Origin of the sequence: Dokdonella sp. (assembly GCF_035511235.1) — a bacterium.
Lineage (GTDB): Bacteria > Pseudomonadota > Gammaproteobacteria > Xanthomonadales > Rhodanobacteraceae > Dokdonella.
In genome coordinates, this window is the sequence record NZ_DATKFQ010000009.1 from 150,795 (window position 1) to 166,570 (window position 15,776).

Here is a 15,776-nt window from a genome sequence, read left to right on the forward strand (position 1 = left end):
CGGTGCCGCGCCCGCGCGGGCGGCGGCTGGGAGAGGGAAGGAAGGGCGGCGGCGGCGCGCCTCAGCCGCCGCGGCGCGCCGTCTTGGCGGCGTCGGCCGGCGGCGGCGTCGGTGCCGCCACCTCGCCGGGCGCCAGCGGCTTGACCTTGCTGCCGACCTTGAGCCGGAACTGGCCCTCGGTCACGACGCGGTCGCCGAGCGCGATCCCTTCGGCGATCAGCACCAGGCCGCCGTCGACCACGCCGGCAGTCTTGACCGGCTGCATCCTGACGGTGTCGTCGCCCTGCACGATCCACGCGTACTCGCCCTGCGGTCCCTGCTGCACGCCGGTGGCCGGCACGACGAGGCCATCGTTCACGGTCCGCACCTGCAGGCGCACATTGACGAACTCGCCCGGCCAGAGCCGGCCGTCGGTGTTCGGGAACTCGGACTTGAGCCTGAACGTGGCCGTGGAGGTGTCGATCGTGTTGTCGATGACCACCAGCTCGCCTTCGGCGATCGGCGTGGCGTCGGTCCGCGACAGCGCGAGCACCTTGAGCGGCGTCGCGTCGGCCTCGCGGACCTTGGCCATGTCCTGCTGCGGCAGATTGAACATCACGTTGATCGGCTGGGTCTGGGTCAGCACGACGAGCGCGGTCGCATTGGCCTGGACCAGATTGCCGACGTCGACCTGGCGAATGCCGGCCAGGCCGTCGATCGGCGCGGTGATGCGCGTGTAGCCGAGCTGGGTGCGCGCGCTCGAGATCGCGGCCTCGTCGGAGGCCACCTGCGCTTCCTGCTGGCGCACGGTCTGGCGCTGGTTCTCCAGATCCTGCGCCGACACGAACTTCCGTTCGATCAACTCGTCGTAGCGCTTGAGCGTGCTGCGCGAGGCGGCCAGCTGCGCCTCGTGCTGCTTCTTGAGGCCGATGGCCTGGTCGAGCGCGGCCTGGTACGTGCGCGGATCGATCTCGGCGATCAGGTCGCCCTTCTTGACCGCCTGGCCCTCGCGGAAGTGCAGCGCGGTCAGCTGGCCGCTGACCTGGGCGCTGATCGTCACCGTGTTGAGCGCCTGCACGGTGCCCAGTGCGGTCAGGAACAGCGGCACGTCCTGGGCGACGGCGGCGACGGCCGTGACCGGGATCGGGCCTTCGTCGCGGTTCTGGCCTTCGCGCGGGTTCTTCGGCGCGCCGACGATGCGCCAGGCGACGGCCGCGACGACGAGAACCGCCACGACGGTGATGATGAGCTTGCTGCGGGACATGCGGGGGAGTTCCTGGTGTTCCTGGCGGTGGCGGGGAGGCACATCGATGCCTCCTCACGCAGCGAGGTGGCGTTGGCGACGATTGTCCGGGCGGCGGGCCGGGCTCCGCATCGGCCGAGCGTCATGCTCGATCCGTCAGTCAGCGGGGCGTCAGGTAGCGCCGGGGCGCGGAGTCTGCGACACGTCCACCGCGGCGTCAGTTGCATCGGGCCGGCCTTTACGTGAATTTTCGGCACCGAACCGGCACGATCGGTGCGCGCGGGCCGCCCGGGGCGCGGGGGCCCGAAGCTGTGCGGTACGTCCCTGCACGCGAATGTGCCGGTCCGCACACTCGCGCCGGTGTGCCTGGCACACGGACTGCTTTCCGTTCAGCGTACTTTCCAGACCCAAGGGACTCTTGAATGAACATCCGACCGTTCCTCGGCGTGGCGCCGCGGCTGGCTGCCAGCGCTTACGTCGATCCGGCCGCCGTCGTCATCGGCAACGTCGAAATGGAGGAAGACGCCTCCCTGTGGCCGGGCGCGGTGGCGCGCGGCGACGTGCACGCGATCCGCATCGGCGCGCGCAGCAACATCCAGGATTGCGCGGTCCTGCACGTGACCCACGACGGCCAGTACACGCTCGGCGGCTTCCCGCTGTCGATCGGCGCCGACGTGACGATCGGACATGGCGCCGTGGTGCACGCCTGCACGATCCAGAGCGCGGTGCTGATCGGCATGAACGCGACGATCCTCGACGGCGTCCTGGTCAAGAAGCACAGCATGGTCGGCGCCGGTGCGGTGGTCACGCCCGGCAAGGTGGTCGGCGAGGGCGAACTGTGGCACGGCAACCCGGCGCGCTTCGTGCGCAAGCTCAGCGACAGCGAGATCGAGCACCTGTACTACTCGGCCAAGCACTACGTGCGGCTCAAGAACCAGTACCAGGGCAAGCTCTGAGGAACGCCTCCGGCCGGCCGCTCAGGTCGGGTCGGCGATCGCGTCGTAGCCCTGCGCGCTGAACGCGATCAGGCAGATGCCGTGACCGAACGGGTCGGCCAGCCGCACGATGCGGCCCCAGGCCGCCGAGCGGATCTCGCCCTCGCGGATCGCGCCGGCGGCCTCGGCGCGCGCGAGCGCGGCCTCCAGATCGTCGACGACCCAGTCCAGGTGGACCGGCGTCCAGTGCCGGCGGTAGTCGCGGCGATGGTCGGCGGCGGCGATGCTGTCCTGGGGTTGATAGAGCAGATGGAGCGGCACGCCGGCGCCGAGCAGTTCCACGCCGCCGCCGCCGAAGCGGCGCCCCGGCCGCAGGCCGAAGACGGTCGTGTAGAACGCCTCGGCGCGAGCCAGGTCCGCTACGTCGATGTTGACCAGCAGGGTCGCGTCCACGGATTCGCCTCGTCGCGTCGGCTCGGCCGATCAGACACCGCGACGGCGCGCGGCGCAAGCCTCAGACGTCGCCGTCGTGCAGCCAGCCCTCGCCGCTGCCGCGCTGCAGGACGTGATCGGTCGGCAGCACGTCGCCGGCCGGGATCGACGGCCGGTCGGCCAGCCGCGCATAGATCGGCGTGAAGTCCGGCCGCGTCGCGTCCATCAGCTGCTCGAAGCTGTCGATGACGTGGTAGGTCTTCTGGTAGGTGTCGATGCGGTAGCGCGTGCGCATGATGCGCTCCAGATCGAAGCCGATCCGGTTCGGCGCCGCCGATTCGAGCGAATGGATCGATTCGCCCTTCGACGAGACGATGCCGGCGCCGTAGATGCGCAGGCCGTCGTCCTGGCGGATCAGGCCGAACTCGACCGTGTACCAGTACAGCCGGGTCAGGTTGACCAGCGCCTCGGCACCGATCGCATGCGCCTTCACGCCGCCCTTGCCGTAGGCCTCCATGTAGTCGGCGAACACCGGATTGAGCAGCAGCGGCACGTGGCCGAACAGGTCGTGGAACAGGTCCGGCTCGGCGATGTAGTCGATCTGGTCGGGCCGGCGGATCCACCAGGTGACCGGAAAGCGCCGGTTGGCCAGATGATCGAAGAAGGTCAGTTCCGGCAGCAGGCCCTCGACGCCGACCAGTTGCCAGCCGGTCGCGCGCGCGAGCACCTCGTTGAGGTCGTCGAAGCGCGGAATCGCCTCCGGCGACATCTGGAAACGCTCCTGGTTGTCGATGAACTCGCGGCAGGCGCGGCCCTTGAGCAAGGCGCGCTGGCGGCGGAACAGCGTCGCCCAGGTCTGATGGTCGGCCGCTGCGTACTCGCTCCAGCGCTGCTCGACGACCGCGGTGGTATAGACCGGCACGTAGCCCTTGTCGGTCTGCAGGCTTTCGACGCGGCGGGGCGCTTCGCTCATCGGGGGCTCCGGTCGAACGGGGGGCACACCATGCTATCGTGGATGCCGCGCAATAAGCTTGCGATATTGCGAGTAAAGCTGATTCTCGCGCAAGATGATTGCGTGCATGCGGCAATCGGAGCAATCCTGTGGCGGAACCTGCGATCAAGCTCGACCGCACCGACCTGCGCCTGCTGACCCTGCTGCAGCGCGAGGGACGTGCCACCAACAGCGACATCGCCGCGCGCGTCAATCTGTCCGCGTCGGCCTGCCTGCGCCGGATCCAGCGGCTCGAGGCGGCCGGTGTGATCGCCGGCTATGGCGCCTGGATCGACCCGACGGCGGTGGGCCTCGGTCTGCAGGCCTTCGTCCGCGTGCAGCTGGAGCAGCATGGACCGAGCGCGATCGAGCACTTCGTCGCGCGCGTGCAGCGCTGGGACGAGGTCGTCGCCTGTCACGCGCTGACCGGCGACATGGACTATCTGCTGCATGTCGTCGTCGCCGACCTGGAGCATTTCTCGCGCTTCCTGCTCGACAAGCTGCTCGACGCCTCCGGTGTCGCCGACATCAATTCCAGCTTCGTGCTGCGCACGGTCAAGCAGGCGCGGCAGCTGCCAATCGAGCCGATGTGAACCCGATCGGCGATGCCCGATCGCACCGGTCCGGCACCGGCCGCGGATGCCGGGGCCGGACGCGGCAAGCCAAGGCGCGATGCGGTGTCGCGCGTCACGGCGGCTCGGCGATAATCGCCGGCCGCGATGAGAGGGCAGGGGATCGGTGGTGCATCAGCGTCTGCGTTTGAGTCTGGCCGCCGCCGTCATCGCCGCCGCCCTGGCCGGCTGTACGGCTACGCGTCCCGCGCCGCGCGCATCGACCGCGAGCGATGCGTCCGCGATCGACGTGCCGGCGATCGCCCGGCCCGGCGGCGAGACGCCGCAATGGTGGTTCCGCGCCGGTGCCGCGGCCGCGGCCGATGCGCGCGGCCGCACGGCCGGACGCGCGCGCAATCTGATCGTGTTCATCGGCGACGGTATGAGCCTGGCGACGATCTCGGCCGCGCGCATCCTCGAAGGCCAGCGCCGCGGCGACTCGGGCGAGGAGAATCGCCTGAGCTTCGAGACGTTTCCGCATACCGCGCTCAGCCGCACCTACGAGACCAATCAGCAGACGCCCGATTCGGCCGGCACGATGTCGGCCATCATGACCGGCGTGAAGACGCGCGCCGGCGTCATCAGCGTCGACCAGCGCGTGCCGCGCGGCGATTGCGCGGCGATGCGCGGCAACGAGGCGGTCACGCTGCTCGAGCTCGCGCAGGCCGCCGGCCTGGCGACCGGCATCGTCACCACCGCGCGCATCACGCATGCCACGCCGGCCGCGACCTACGGCCACTCGCCCGACCGGCACTGGGAGCACGACGCGGCGCTGCCGGTGGCGGCGCGCGTGCAGGGCTGCCTCGATCTGGCGCGCCAGCTGGTCGAGTCGGCCGCGCCGATCGACGTCGTGCTCGGCGGCGGCCGCGCGCGCTTCCTGCCGGCGTCCCGGCCGGATCCCGAATACGCCGGGCGCAGCGGATTGCGCCAGGACGGCCGCGATCTGACCGCCGAATGGTTGCGCCGTCCCGGCGCCGCCTACGTCTGGAACGCCCGGCAGCTGGCGGCGCTCGACTGGGCGCGGACCGGCCCGGTGCTCGGCCTGTTCGAGCCGGGCCACATGCAGTACCAGCACGAGCGCGACGCCGACAGCGGCGGCGAACCGAGCCTGGCGACGATGACGCGGCTCGCCGTCGACCGGCTCGCGCGCGCGCCGGACGGCTATTTCCTGATGGTCGAGTCGGGCCGCATCGACCACGCCCATCACGCCGGCAATGCATTTCGCGCGCTCGACGAGACGATCGCGCTGTCGGACGCGGTGCGCGTCGCGCGCGAGATGACCGACGATCGCGACACGCTGATCCTGGTCACCGCCGACCACGCGCACACGCTGAGCTTCGCCGGCTATCCGGTGCGCGGCAATCCGATCCTCGGCCTCGTGCACGGCGTCGCCGACGAGGATCACGACGAGACGGGCCCCGCGCTCGATCTGCTCGGTCAGCCTTACACGACGCTGAGCTACGCGAACGGGCCCGGCTACGCCGGTGCCAGCGATAGCCAGGCCGCCGGCAGCAAGCGCTTTCCGCATCTACCCGGCCGCGCCGAGCCGGCCGCCGGCCGCCCCGATCTTCGCAGCGTCGACACCGGGTCGCCGGACTATCTGCAGGAAGCGCTGCTGCCGCTCGCGTCCGAATCGCACAGCGGAGAGGACGTGGCGGTCTTCGCGAGCGGCCCCGGTGCCGAAGCGGTGCGCGGATCGCTCGAGCAGAACGTGCTGTTCCATCTGCTGGCGCAGGCCAACGCGCCGATCCTGCGCACGCTGTGTGCGCTCGACAGCTGCGATCGGCACGGCATTCCGGTGAACCTGCCCGAGCGCGCGCGCCTGCTCGGCGGACAGCGCTGAGCGCGGCCCGATCTGCTGCGGCGGGTTGCGTACGGCGGCACGAAGCTTGCGGCGGCCGCACAGAGACGATGCCGCGCGCTCGATTCGCACCGTCGCGCGCCTTCGCCGCATCGCTGCGCCGGCGCCGCAGATGCGCCGTCATCGCGCTTTTCCACATCGCGGCAGGGTTCAGCGGCAATTCAATCCGTGCTGTCGAGACTGTCGCTCCGCGGTCAGCCTTGCGCCTGATTGCGGGCGCCTTCAAGATGAAGTCCATGCCTCTGTCCCGCTGGTGGTTGTCCCTGGTCCTGCCGGTTGCGCTCGCAATCGCGCATCGTGCGTCCGCACGCGAAATCAGCGTGCAGGAAGCGGTCGACCAGGTGCAGCGCGAGACCGACGGCAAGGTGTTGTCGGTGCAGACGATGGAACGCAACAAGCGCAAGATCTACCACATCAAGGTGCTGACTCGGGACGGCCAAGTGAAGGTGTTCCAGATCCGCGCCAACCAATAAGACACTAAGGAGATCCGACATGCGCGTACTGCTGGTCGAAGACGAAGCGCCGCTGCGCGAGACCCTGGCGGCCCGGCTCAAGCGGGATGGTTTCGCGGTCGACGCCGCGGGTGACGGCGAAGAGGGTCTCTACCTGGGCCGCGAGGTTCCGTTCGACGTGGCGATCATCGACCTCGGCCTGCCCAAGCTGTCGGGCATGGACCTGGTCAAGCAGCTGCGTGACGGCGGCCAGCGCTACCCGATCCTGATCCTGACCGCGCGCTCGTCGTGGCAGGACAAGGTGCAGGGCCTCAAGAACGGTGCCGACGACTACCTCGTCAAGCCGTTCCACGTCGAAGAACTGCTCGCGCGCATGAACGCGCTGGTCCGCCGCGCCAGCGGCTGGTCGCGTCCGCAGCTCGAATGCGGTCCAATCGTGCTCGACACCACCGCACAGACCGTGCACGTCAACGGCCAGTCGGTCGATCTGACCAGCTACGAGTACAAGGTGCTCGAGTATCTGATGCTGCATGCTGGCGAGCTGGTCTCCAAGGCCGACCTCACCGAGCACATCTACCAGCAGGATTTCGACCGCGACTCCAACGTGCTGGAGGTGTTCATCGGCCGCCTGCGCCGCAAGCTCGATCCGGAGAACGCGATCAAGCCGATCGAGACCGTGCGCGGTCGCGGCTACCGGTTTGCGCTCGAGCGCACCGACGCGCCGGAAGAAGCGGAAACCGCAACCGGCAACTGATCGATGCCACGGCCGCTGTCGCTGCAGGCGCGCTCGCTGGCAGCGGCCGGTATCGCGCTGACGGCCTTCCTCGGTCTGGCGTTCTTCGCGCTCGACCAGGCGTTCTACGATGCTGCGGAAGGCTCGATGCGCGAGCGTCTGCAAAGCTACGTCTTCGCGTATCTGGCCGGGTCCGACACGACGCGCGGCGGCGAGCTGCTGCCGCCGGAGTACGGGCCCGATCCGCGTTTCGACCGTCCGGCCGGATCGGGCCTCTATGCCGGCATCGTCGGCGCCAAGATCCGCGGCGCCAAGGATCAGGTCTGGCGGTCGCCGTCGGCGCAGGGACGTGACCTGCCGTTCGGCGAGGAACTGCCGCAGGGCGCGGTGCGCTTTCGCGGTCCGATCAGGACCGATCAGGGCGACCTGTTCCTGCTGTCGCAGGGCGTCACCTGGAACACGCCCGGCGGCGGCGAGCTGCAGCTGACGTTCCACGTCGCCGAGGACGTCAACGGTCTGCGCCGCCAGGTCGAGATCTACCGGCGCACGCTGCTGGCCTGGCTCGGCGGCCTGGGCGTGCTGCTGCTGCTGCTGCTGATGGCGGTGCTGCACTGGAGCCTGGCGCCGCTGCGGACGCTCACGCGCGATCTGCGCCGAGTCGAGCAGGGCAGCCAGCAGCGCCTGACCGGCAACTATCCGGTCGAGGTCGCCGGCATCACGACCGGCCTCAATGCGTTCATCGACGGCGAGCGCCATCGCCTGACGCGCTATCGCAATACGCTGGCCGATCTCGCGCACAGCCTCAAGACGCCGCTGGCGGTGGTGCGCAACCAGCTCGAGTCCGACAGCGATCCGGAGCAGCTGCGCTGGACCGTGCTCGAGCAGGTCGGCCGCATGGACGAGATCGTCGCCTACCAGCTCTCGCGCGCCGCGACCTCGGGACATTCGACGTTCGCCGCCCCGCTGCCGGTCGAGCCGTACGCCGAAGAGGTCGTGCGCAGTCTCGAGAAGATCTATCTCGCCAAGAACATCCTGTGCGAGTTCGACATCGACAGCCAGGCGCGCTTCCACGGCGAGCTCGGCGACCTGATGGAAGTCCTCGGCAATCTGCTCGAGAACGCGTTCAAGTGGGCCGCGCATCGCGTCGTGCTGACGGTGCGCGAGATCGCCACGCGCGACAAGGCGCGGCCGGGCCTGCAGATCCTCGTCGAGGACGACGGGCCGGGCATTCCCGAGGACAAGATCGAGCACATCCTGCAGCGCGGCGTGCGCGGCGACGAGCGCGTGCAGGGCCACGGCATCGGCCTGTCGATCGTGCAGGATATCGTCAAAGCGTATCGCGGCGAGCTGGTCGTGTCGCAATCGGCGCTCGGCGGCGCGCGCTTCGACGCGCGCTTCCGCGTTAATTGAGCCAGACCGGCCGGGCGGCGCGTCGCGCGTCACGCCGCCCGCGTTCCTGCATCAATGCGCGGCAGCGCCCTCGAGGATCGTCGCGGTCAGGCGCTCGTAGTCGCCGCCGAAATGATGGTTGCCCGGCAGCGTGACGACGCGGAAGCGCTGGCGGTCGAGGCGTGTGCAGGCGTTGTCGTCGTCGCCTTCGCCGGCCACGCACAGCAGCGGCACGCTCAGCCTGTCGATTTCCGGTGCGACCGGCCGGCCCTCGTCGCTGTCGCTCATCCAGTCGCTGACGTGGAATTCGAACGTCGCGTTCAATCCCGGCGCCAGCGCGGCGCCGTAGGCGATGCGTGCCCGCGTCGCCTCGGGCAGGCGGTTCAGCGCGAACGGCAGCACGTCGGCGCCCATCGAATAGCCGATGACGATCGCGCTGCGCTTGCCCCAGCGCTGCAGATAATGGGTCAGGATGCGGTCCAGGTCCTGCGCGGTGCGCTCGGGCGTCTTGGCCGACCAGAAATACTTCAGCGTCGACAGGCCGACGACCGGAATGCCGCGGCCGGCGAGCGTGTCGGCGACCTCGCGATCGAGCCCGGCCCAGCCGCCGTCGCCGGTCAGGATCACCGCCATGCGGTCATCGGTGCCGCCGCCGGCCGGCACCTCGACCAGCGGCAGGTCGGCCAGATCGGCCGGCGCGGCGGAGCGGTCGGTGCGTCGTGCCGCGTCGGCCAGCGCGTCGAACGCGGCGAGATACTGCGCGCGCCAGGCCGGCTGCAACCGGTAATCCACCGCGGCGCCGCTGGAGGCGACGTAGCGCGCGCCCGGCACCGCCGCGACGAAGGCAGCCGCGTCACCGGCGTCGCTGGCGGCCGCGGACTGCAGCACGATCCACGGCGCCGGCGCCGCGGTCGGCTCGAGCGCTTCGCGATGCGGCGTCGCGGCCGGCCGGCTGCGCAGCGCATAGGCGCCGCACAACGGCTTGTCGAGTGCGACGGTCGGCGAGAAGCCCAGGCTCAGCGCGCCGGCGAAGGTGCCGGGCGGCTGCTGGACCAGGATCGCATAGGCCATCGTCGCGCCCGCGCCGACGCCGGCGAGCAGCGGCGGCATGAAGCGCGCCAGGCGATAGTGCGACTGCACGGCGCGCCCGAGATCCTCGAAATCCGACGACAGGTACAGGCACGGCGCGCCGTCGCGCTCGACGGTCGCGGCGAATCGCGCATAGTCGATGCCGACGACCAGGGCGCCGCGCTCGGCCAGCGGCTCGGCGAGCGCGGCCATCCTCGTGTCCCATCCCGCCTGATCCGACACGTACAGCACGACCTCGCCGGGCACGCCGGCCGGCTCGATCACGCTCAGCGCGCCGAAGCGCCCGAACGCGAAGCCGGTGTCGGTGCGGACCGGGCCGGCGGCGGCCGGCGGCTTCGCATCAGCCGGTGCCGGAGGTGGCGGGTCGGCATGGCGCAGCCACATCACGGCAGTGCCGATCGCCAGCACCGCCAGTGCGATCCGGAAGACGAGTGTGCGCAGTCGGGTCATGAGCCGGAGCGTGCCGTGAGGGGGGAATGAGACGGCCCGCGCAGCGCGGCCGGGCCGCGATTGATCAGGCGGGTCAGATCGAGAAAGACGCCGGCCAGGTGCACGCCGCCGGGCGCGGCCAGATAGCGCGGCTTCCAGGCAGGGCCGAACTTGTCCTTGTAGCGGCGCAGGCCTTCGAAGCCGTAGAAGCGTTCACCGTGGCCGGCCAGGAAGCCGAGCAGGCGCTGCGACCGCGCGGCCAGACGATGGCGCGCCATGCCCGACAGCGGCGCCATGCCGAGATTGAAACTGCGATAGCCCTGCGCCTTGCCCCACAGCATCAGTTCGACGAACAGGAAGTCCATGACGCCGCGCGGCGCGTCGGCGGCGTGCCGCATCAGGTCGATCGACAGCTCGCCGCCGGCCGGCGCCGGCCACAGGTTCGCGAACGCCACCGGCGTGCCGTCGGCGGTCAGCACGACCGCGGCCGGAAAGCGCCGCAGGTAGTCCTCGTCGAAGAAGCCCAGCGAGAAGCCCTTCTCGCTGCCGGCCTTGAGCGCCAGCCACTGATCGGAGATGCGCCGCAGTGCCGGCAGCCACGGAGGGATCTCGTCGGCGGCGAGGTGCACGACGCGCAGTCCTTCGCGCTGGCCGCGGTTGCGCGACTGGCGCAGCTCGGCGCGCGCGCTGCCCTCCAGACCGAACGTGGGCAGGTCGACCACGGCCTCCTCGCCGAGCTTGACCAGGGCCAGGCCGAGGTCGAGATAGGCTTCCAGATCTTCGCGCTCGACCTGATAGAACACGCAGCGCAGATCGCGCTGGTCGGCCATCTCGCGGAACGTCCAGCGCAGCCGCGCGCGCTCCTCGGGCGAGCCGAGCGGGTCGCCCATCGCGATCAGCGAACGGCCGCCCTGGCGGAACATCAGCAGGCCGCTGGTCCCGGTCGTCAGCAGCGCCTTGTCGCCGAGATAGGCGAGATTGGCCTGGCTGCGCGTGGCGCCGTCGATCAGCGGCTTGAGCGCGTCGAGCCGCTCGCGGTCCGGCAGCGGATCGCGGCGCGGCGCCGGGCGCAGCAGCTGCCACAGCGCGACCAGCGACAGCACGATCACCACGGCCAGCAGCGCGCGCAACGCGCGCGGCGCGTCGCCGCTGAGCTCGAACTGCCACCACAGCCGGTTGCGGTACGGCACGTTGCGATACGCGAACAGCATCAGCCAGCCGGTGCCGAGCACGACCAGCGCCACGTTGCGCCACCAGATCAGGCTGAAGCGTGCCTCGAGCACCGCCGCCGGGCGCGAGAAGTGGCCGCGGCCGGCCAGCAGCAAGGCCGCCAGCACGGCGAACGCGGCGATCAGCAGCGGCGGATCGCCGCGGATCAGCGCGATCGGCACGCCGGCCGCGAGCACGCCGAGCGTCAGCAGCCAGGCGCCGTGGCTGCAGCGCTGGATGCCGAGCGCGAGCACCAGCAGGAACACGCCGAGCAGGCTGCCGAGCAGATGCGAAATCTCCAGCAGCGGCAGCGGCGCCGAGACCACGGTCTGCTCCGGCACCGGCAGTACGCCGGCCACCAGCAGCCAGGCGCCGGCCGTGAATACCGCCGCCGCCGCCACCGCCGGGATCACCGCCGCGGCCAGGCGCGAGAAGCGCCGCGCGGTGCCGCCGACGCTCCAGACCACCATGCCGGTCAGCGCCAGCAGCAGCGGCACGACGTAATAGACCAGCCGGTAGGCGACGATCGAGGCGAGCAGGGCGTTGCGGTCGATCTGCGGCAGGGTCCGGATCAACGTCCACTCGAACACGCCGAGCCCGGCCGGCACGGTCGAGATTACGCCGGCGAGAATCGCGATCACGTAGCTGCCGGCGAACTCGACGAACGGCGGCGCGCCGTCCGGCAGCATCACGTACAGCGCGCCGGCCGCGCAGCACAGTTCGGCGGCACTGATCAGCAGCGCCAGGGCGGCCACGTGCCGGGCGGGCAGCCGCAGCGAGAAGCGGCCGACCGACAGCAGGCGCGGCCGGCGGCCGAGCGCGAGCAGACCGGCCAGCAGCGCGCCGAGAATCGCCATGCCGAGCCCGCGCCAGAACGTCGCGTCGCCGGGCAGCACCGCGGCCAGATGGGCCGGTGCCGCGGCCAGCGTCAGCCCGGTGAGGCTCCAGGCGCCGAGCAGGAAGGCCAGACTGACGTGCACGGCGATCCGGCCGACGTCGGCCAGACCGACGCCTGCGTCGCCGTAGCCTTTGAGGCGCACCGTGCCGCCGGTCAGCGGCGCGAGGCCGAGACTGTGGCCGAGCGCATTGGCGACGAACGAGGTCGCCGCCAGGCGCGACGGCGCGACGTGCCGGTCGACCAGGGCCAGGCCCTGCCGGTCGAACAGCACCAGCAGGGCGTAGCTGGCCAGCGTCAGGCCCAGGCCGGCGGCCAATGCGCGCAGCGGCACCGCGCGCAGCTCGGCCATCAGCTGATCCCAGTGCGTGTCGCGGAACTCGTGCTCGAGCGCGTAGAGCGCCAGCGCGACCACCAGGACACCGAGCACGCTGCGCAGACGCGTCGGCGAGAAGGGCAGTTTCACGCAGTGAGGATTCGGTCGGTCCGGCGATCCGGCGGCGCCGTGCATGCTACTGCGGCGCACCGGCCTTGGCACGCGACGGCGCGGGCCGGCCGACCGTCGTTCAGCTTGCCGGGGCGGACCGTGCATGGACTGCCCCGGTGCGGTGTGCAAAGCAACAGGGCTTTGCGCAGAATGCGGATTCTCTCCAGGCGATCCCGATCGATGGCTTCCAGCGCGCCCCTGTTTCCGACACCGGCGGGCCACCGCACGCCGCACCTGAGCGTCGTGGTGCCCTGTTACAACGAGGAAGCGGTACTCGGCCAGACCCATCAGCGGCTGACCGCGGCCTGCGCCGCCGCGGTCGGCGAAGACTACGAGATCGTCTACGTCGACGACGGCTCGCGCGACGCCACCTGGCCGCAGCTCGAGGCGCTCGCCGCGCGCGACGGCCACGTCGTCGCGGTCTCGCTGTCGCGCAACTTCGGTCACCAGCTCGCGCTGAGCGGCGGCCTGTCGGTCGCGCGCGGCGAGCGCATCCTGATGATCGACGCCGATCTGCAGGACCCGCCCGAACTGCTCGACGTGATGATGCGGCGCATGGACGCCGGGGCCGACGTGGTCTACGGCCTGCGCACCGAGCGCGAGGGCGAGACCGCGTTCAAGAAGTCGAGCGCGCGGCTGTTCTACCGCACGCTCAACCGCCTGACCGATCTGCCGATTCCCGAGAACGTCGGCGACTTCCGCCTGATCAACCGCCGTGTGCTCGACGCGTTGCTGGCGATGCCCGAGCAGCACCGCTTCGTGCGCGGCCTGATCGCCTGGCTCGGCTTCCGCCAGGAGGCGCTGCCGTACGTGCGCCATGCGCGCGCGGCCGGCGAGACCAAGTATCCGCTGCGGCGCATGCTCAAGCTCGCGGCCGACGCGATCACCGGCTTCTCGGTGCGCCCGCTGCGCGTCAGCATCCTGTTCGCCGGCCTGTCGTTCGGCGTAGCGCTGGCGATCCTGCTCTACGCGCTGGTGTCGTGGATGCTCGGCGATACTGCGCGCGGCTGGACCAGTCTGATCATCATCGTCGCGCTGTTCTCGGGCGTGCAGCTGCTGTGCCTGGGCATCATCGGCGAGTACCTGGGCCGGATGTTCATGGAGCTCAAGCGGCGGCCGCTGTTCGTGTTCCGCGAGATCCGGACCCAGGAGGGCGGTGCCGGCGCTTCGTCCCCGTCCGGCGCGGAGCGCGCCGCGCGCGTGACCGAGACCGCTTCATGACGGCCGATCGCGCCGACCGCACCCTCGCCACGCCCGCGGTCCGGATACCGGGCGCGGGTGCGTCCGCGATCGTGCGGGCGATCGGGCCCGGGCTGGCGCGGCTCGCGGACAGTCCGCTCGCGGCCATCCTCGCGCTGTATGCCGTGTCGAGACTGGCGCTGCTGGCGATCGGCGGACTGACCGTCGTCGCGATCGATCCGGCGGTCTACATCGGGGCCGGCCGCTCGCTGCTGTGCCGCTGGGACTGCGGCTGGTACCTGGAGATCGTGCGCCATGGCTACTCGATGATCGGCCCGGTCGAGCAGCCCGGGCAGACCACGCTGGCGTTCTTCCCGGTCTATCCGCTGCTGATCGGCGCGGTGTCGGCCCTGCTCGGCATCGAGGTATTGCCGGCCGCGCTGCTGGTCTCGAATCTGTGCTTCGTCGCCGCGCTGGTCTACGTCTACCGCTACGCGCAGCTGCTCGGCTGCTCGCGTCCGGCCGGCCTGTTCGCGGTCGCGCTGATCTGCTTCGTGCCGCAGGGCTTCGTGTTCTCGGCGGCGTATACCGAGAGCCTGTTCCTGCTGCTGCTGGCCGGCGCGATGTACCACGTGCGGCGCGGCCAGTTCCTGATCGCCGGCCTGCTCGCCGCGGTGCTGTCGGGCGTCCGCGCCAACGGCGTGTTCTTCGTGTTCTTCATGTTGTTGTGGATCGTGCGTCATTTCGGCGTGGCGGCGTTCCTGACGCCGTGGCGGCGCCCGCAGCTGTTCGTGCCGATCGTGCTGGCGCCGCTCGGGCTGTTCTGCTTCTGGGCCTACTGCTTCGCGCTGACCGGCGATGCGTTCGCACAGGCCTCGAGCGTCGCGCACGGCTGGGGCTGGCAATCGGACCTGCCGTGGATCAACGTGTGGAACCATCTGCGCACCGGCGGGCTGGCCACGTTCTGGGTGCTGTGCAGCCTGGGCGCGTTCGCCGCCTCGCTGCTGCTGCTGCGCCTCAGGATGTACGAGGAATTCGGCCTGTGCCTGGCGATTCTGCTGCTGCTGTGGAGCGGGCAGATTCCGAACTCGCTGCTGCGCTACTGCATCGTGCTGTTCCCGATCGCGATCGGTCTGGCCCGCCATCTGGACGGCAGGCCGCTGACGGGCGCGGTGCTGCTGGCGTGCTTCGCCCTGCTCAACGGATTCCTGATGACCGCATGGACACTCGGCAACTCGATCACGATCTGAGCGCGGTTCCGGCGTACCGGCGCTGGCTGCTGCTCGCGCTGCTGGTCGCGATCGGCTGCGGCTACCTGGCCGCGTTCGCGTTCTTCGTCGAGCGCAGCGAGGACTTCGTCGAGCGCCAGATCGATGAGCGCGCCGCGCGCCAGGCCTGTGCGCAGCCTGCGTCGCTGCCGCTGCAGCTGGCCCTGCGCGAGGGTGGCGCCGATCTGGCCAAGCTGGGCAGCGGCTGGCATGCGCCGGAGGCCGGCGGGATCTGGACGCGCGACGAAGACGCATCGCTGATCGTCTGCGTGCCGGCGGACGGCGATCTGATGGTCGAGGTCGCCTTGCACAGCTTCGTCGCGCGGCGTCATCCGCAGGTCAGCGTCGAGCTGCTCGCCAACGGCACGCCGCTGGCGCGCTGGGAGACGCGACCCGGGCACCATCACGTCGAAGAGCAGATCAGACTGCCGCGCGCCGTGCTCGGCGACGGCCGCGTCAAGCTGACGTTCCGCGTCGACGCGCCGGCGTCGCCGTTGTCGAAGCGGGCCGGGCCGGACATGCGCCGTCTCGGCGTGTTCGTCTCGCGCCTGACAATCGCCCGCGCCGACGTGTCCTGACGCGCGCGCCAGCGCT

14 protein-coding genes are annotated in these 15,776 nt (G+C 70.7%); 9 read left to right on the top strand and 5 right to left on the bottom strand.

What is annotated here, in order from left to right:
- Positions 1-61 precede the first annotated feature (61 nt).
- Positions 62-1,243, bottom strand: coding sequence for an efflux RND transporter periplasmic adaptor subunit (locus VMR06_RS04795; protein WP_325373569.1), 1,182 nt, complete (start codon positions 1,241-1,243; stop codon positions 62-64).
- 401 nt (positions 1,244-1,644) lie between these two features.
- On the opposite strand from VMR06_RS04795, the gene VMR06_RS04800 reads away from it, so the two are divergent.
- A complete protein-coding gene (locus tag VMR06_RS04800; RefSeq protein ID WP_325373571.1) occupies positions 1,645-2,178 on the top strand; it encodes a gamma carbonic anhydrase family protein in 534 nt (177 codons plus the stop codon).
- 21 nt (positions 2,179-2,199) lie between these two features.
- On the opposite strand, the gene VMR06_RS04805 is transcribed toward VMR06_RS04800, so the two are convergent.
- Together VMR06_RS04805 and phhA are read right to left on the bottom strand one after the other, a co-directional pair.
- A complete protein-coding gene (locus VMR06_RS04805) occupies positions 2,200-2,610 on the bottom strand; it encodes a VOC family protein (RefSeq protein WP_325373573.1) in 411 nt (136 codons plus the stop codon).
- 61 nt (positions 2,611-2,671) lie between these two features.
- A complete protein-coding gene (phhA, locus tag VMR06_RS04810) occupies positions 2,672-3,562 on the bottom strand; it encodes a phenylalanine 4-monooxygenase (RefSeq protein ID WP_325373575.1) in 891 nt (296 codons plus the stop codon).
- A gap of 128 nt (positions 3,563-3,690) precedes the next feature.
- Between phhA and VMR06_RS04815 the strand changes: the two genes are divergently transcribed.
- From VMR06_RS04815 to VMR06_RS04835, 5 genes are all read left to right on the top strand, one after another.
- Positions 3,691-4,173 carry an Lrp/AsnC family transcriptional regulator gene (locus VMR06_RS04815; protein ID WP_325373578.1) on the top strand — a complete coding sequence of 161 codons (483 nt, stop codon included), beginning with the start codon at positions 3,691-3,693 and terminating at the stop codon, positions 4,171-4,173.
- Positions 4,174-4,321: 148 nt separating this feature from the next.
- A complete protein-coding gene (locus VMR06_RS04820) occupies positions 4,322-6,034 on the top strand; it encodes an alkaline phosphatase (protein ID WP_325373580.1) in 1,713 nt (570 codons plus the stop codon).
- A 68-nt stretch (positions 6,035-6,102) separates the two neighbouring features.
- A complete protein-coding gene (locus VMR06_RS04825) occupies positions 6,103-6,525 on the top strand; it encodes a hypothetical protein (protein ID WP_325373581.1) in 423 nt (140 codons plus the stop codon).
- 19 nt (positions 6,526-6,544) lie between these two features.
- Positions 6,545-7,258 carry a response regulator transcription factor gene (locus tag VMR06_RS04830; protein WP_325373583.1) on the top strand — a complete coding sequence of 238 codons (714 nt, stop codon included), beginning with the start codon at positions 6,545-6,547 and terminating at the stop codon, positions 7,256-7,258.
- 3 nt (positions 7,259-7,261) lie between these two features.
- Complete coding sequence (locus VMR06_RS04835; protein WP_325373585.1) at positions 7,262-8,647, top strand: ATP-binding protein; 1,386 nt, start codon at positions 7,262-7,264, stop codon at positions 8,645-8,647.
- A 51-nt stretch (positions 8,648-8,698) separates the two neighbouring features.
- On the opposite strand, the gene VMR06_RS04840 is transcribed toward VMR06_RS04835, so the two are convergent.
- Together VMR06_RS04840 and mprF are read right to left on the bottom strand one after the other, a co-directional pair.
- Positions 8,699-10,165, bottom strand: coding sequence for a virulence factor family protein (locus tag VMR06_RS04840; protein ID WP_325373587.1), 1,467 nt, complete (start codon positions 10,163-10,165; stop codon positions 8,699-8,701).
- Positions 10,162-12,714, bottom strand: coding sequence for a bifunctional lysylphosphatidylglycerol flippase/synthetase MprF (mprF, locus tag VMR06_RS04845; RefSeq protein WP_325373589.1), 2,553 nt, complete (start codon positions 12,712-12,714; stop codon positions 10,162-10,164). The genes VMR06_RS04840 and mprF overlap by 4 nt, the downstream gene beginning before the upstream one ends.
- Positions 12,715-12,915: 201 nt before the next feature.
- Here mprF and VMR06_RS04850 point away from each other — a divergent pair, with 201 nt between their 5' ends.
- From VMR06_RS04850 to VMR06_RS04860, 3 genes are read left to right on the top strand one after another with little or no spacing between them, the layout of a single operon-like run.
- The gene (locus VMR06_RS04850) at positions 12,916-13,956 is read left to right on the top strand and encodes a glycosyltransferase family 2 protein (RefSeq protein WP_325373591.1); all 1,041 of its coding nucleotides are present in this window, start codon (positions 12,916-12,918) and stop codon (positions 13,954-13,956) included.
- Positions 13,953-15,164, top strand: coding sequence for a mannosyltransferase family protein (locus tag VMR06_RS04855; RefSeq protein ID WP_325373593.1), 1,212 nt, complete (start codon positions 13,953-13,955; stop codon positions 15,162-15,164). The genes VMR06_RS04850 and VMR06_RS04855 overlap by 4 nt, the downstream gene beginning before the upstream one ends.
- A complete protein-coding gene (locus VMR06_RS04860; protein WP_325373595.1) occupies positions 15,134-15,760 on the top strand; it encodes a hypothetical protein in 627 nt (208 codons plus the stop codon). The genes VMR06_RS04855 and VMR06_RS04860 overlap by 31 nt, the downstream gene beginning before the upstream one ends.
- The last annotated feature ends 16 nt before the right edge of the window (positions 15,761-15,776 follow it).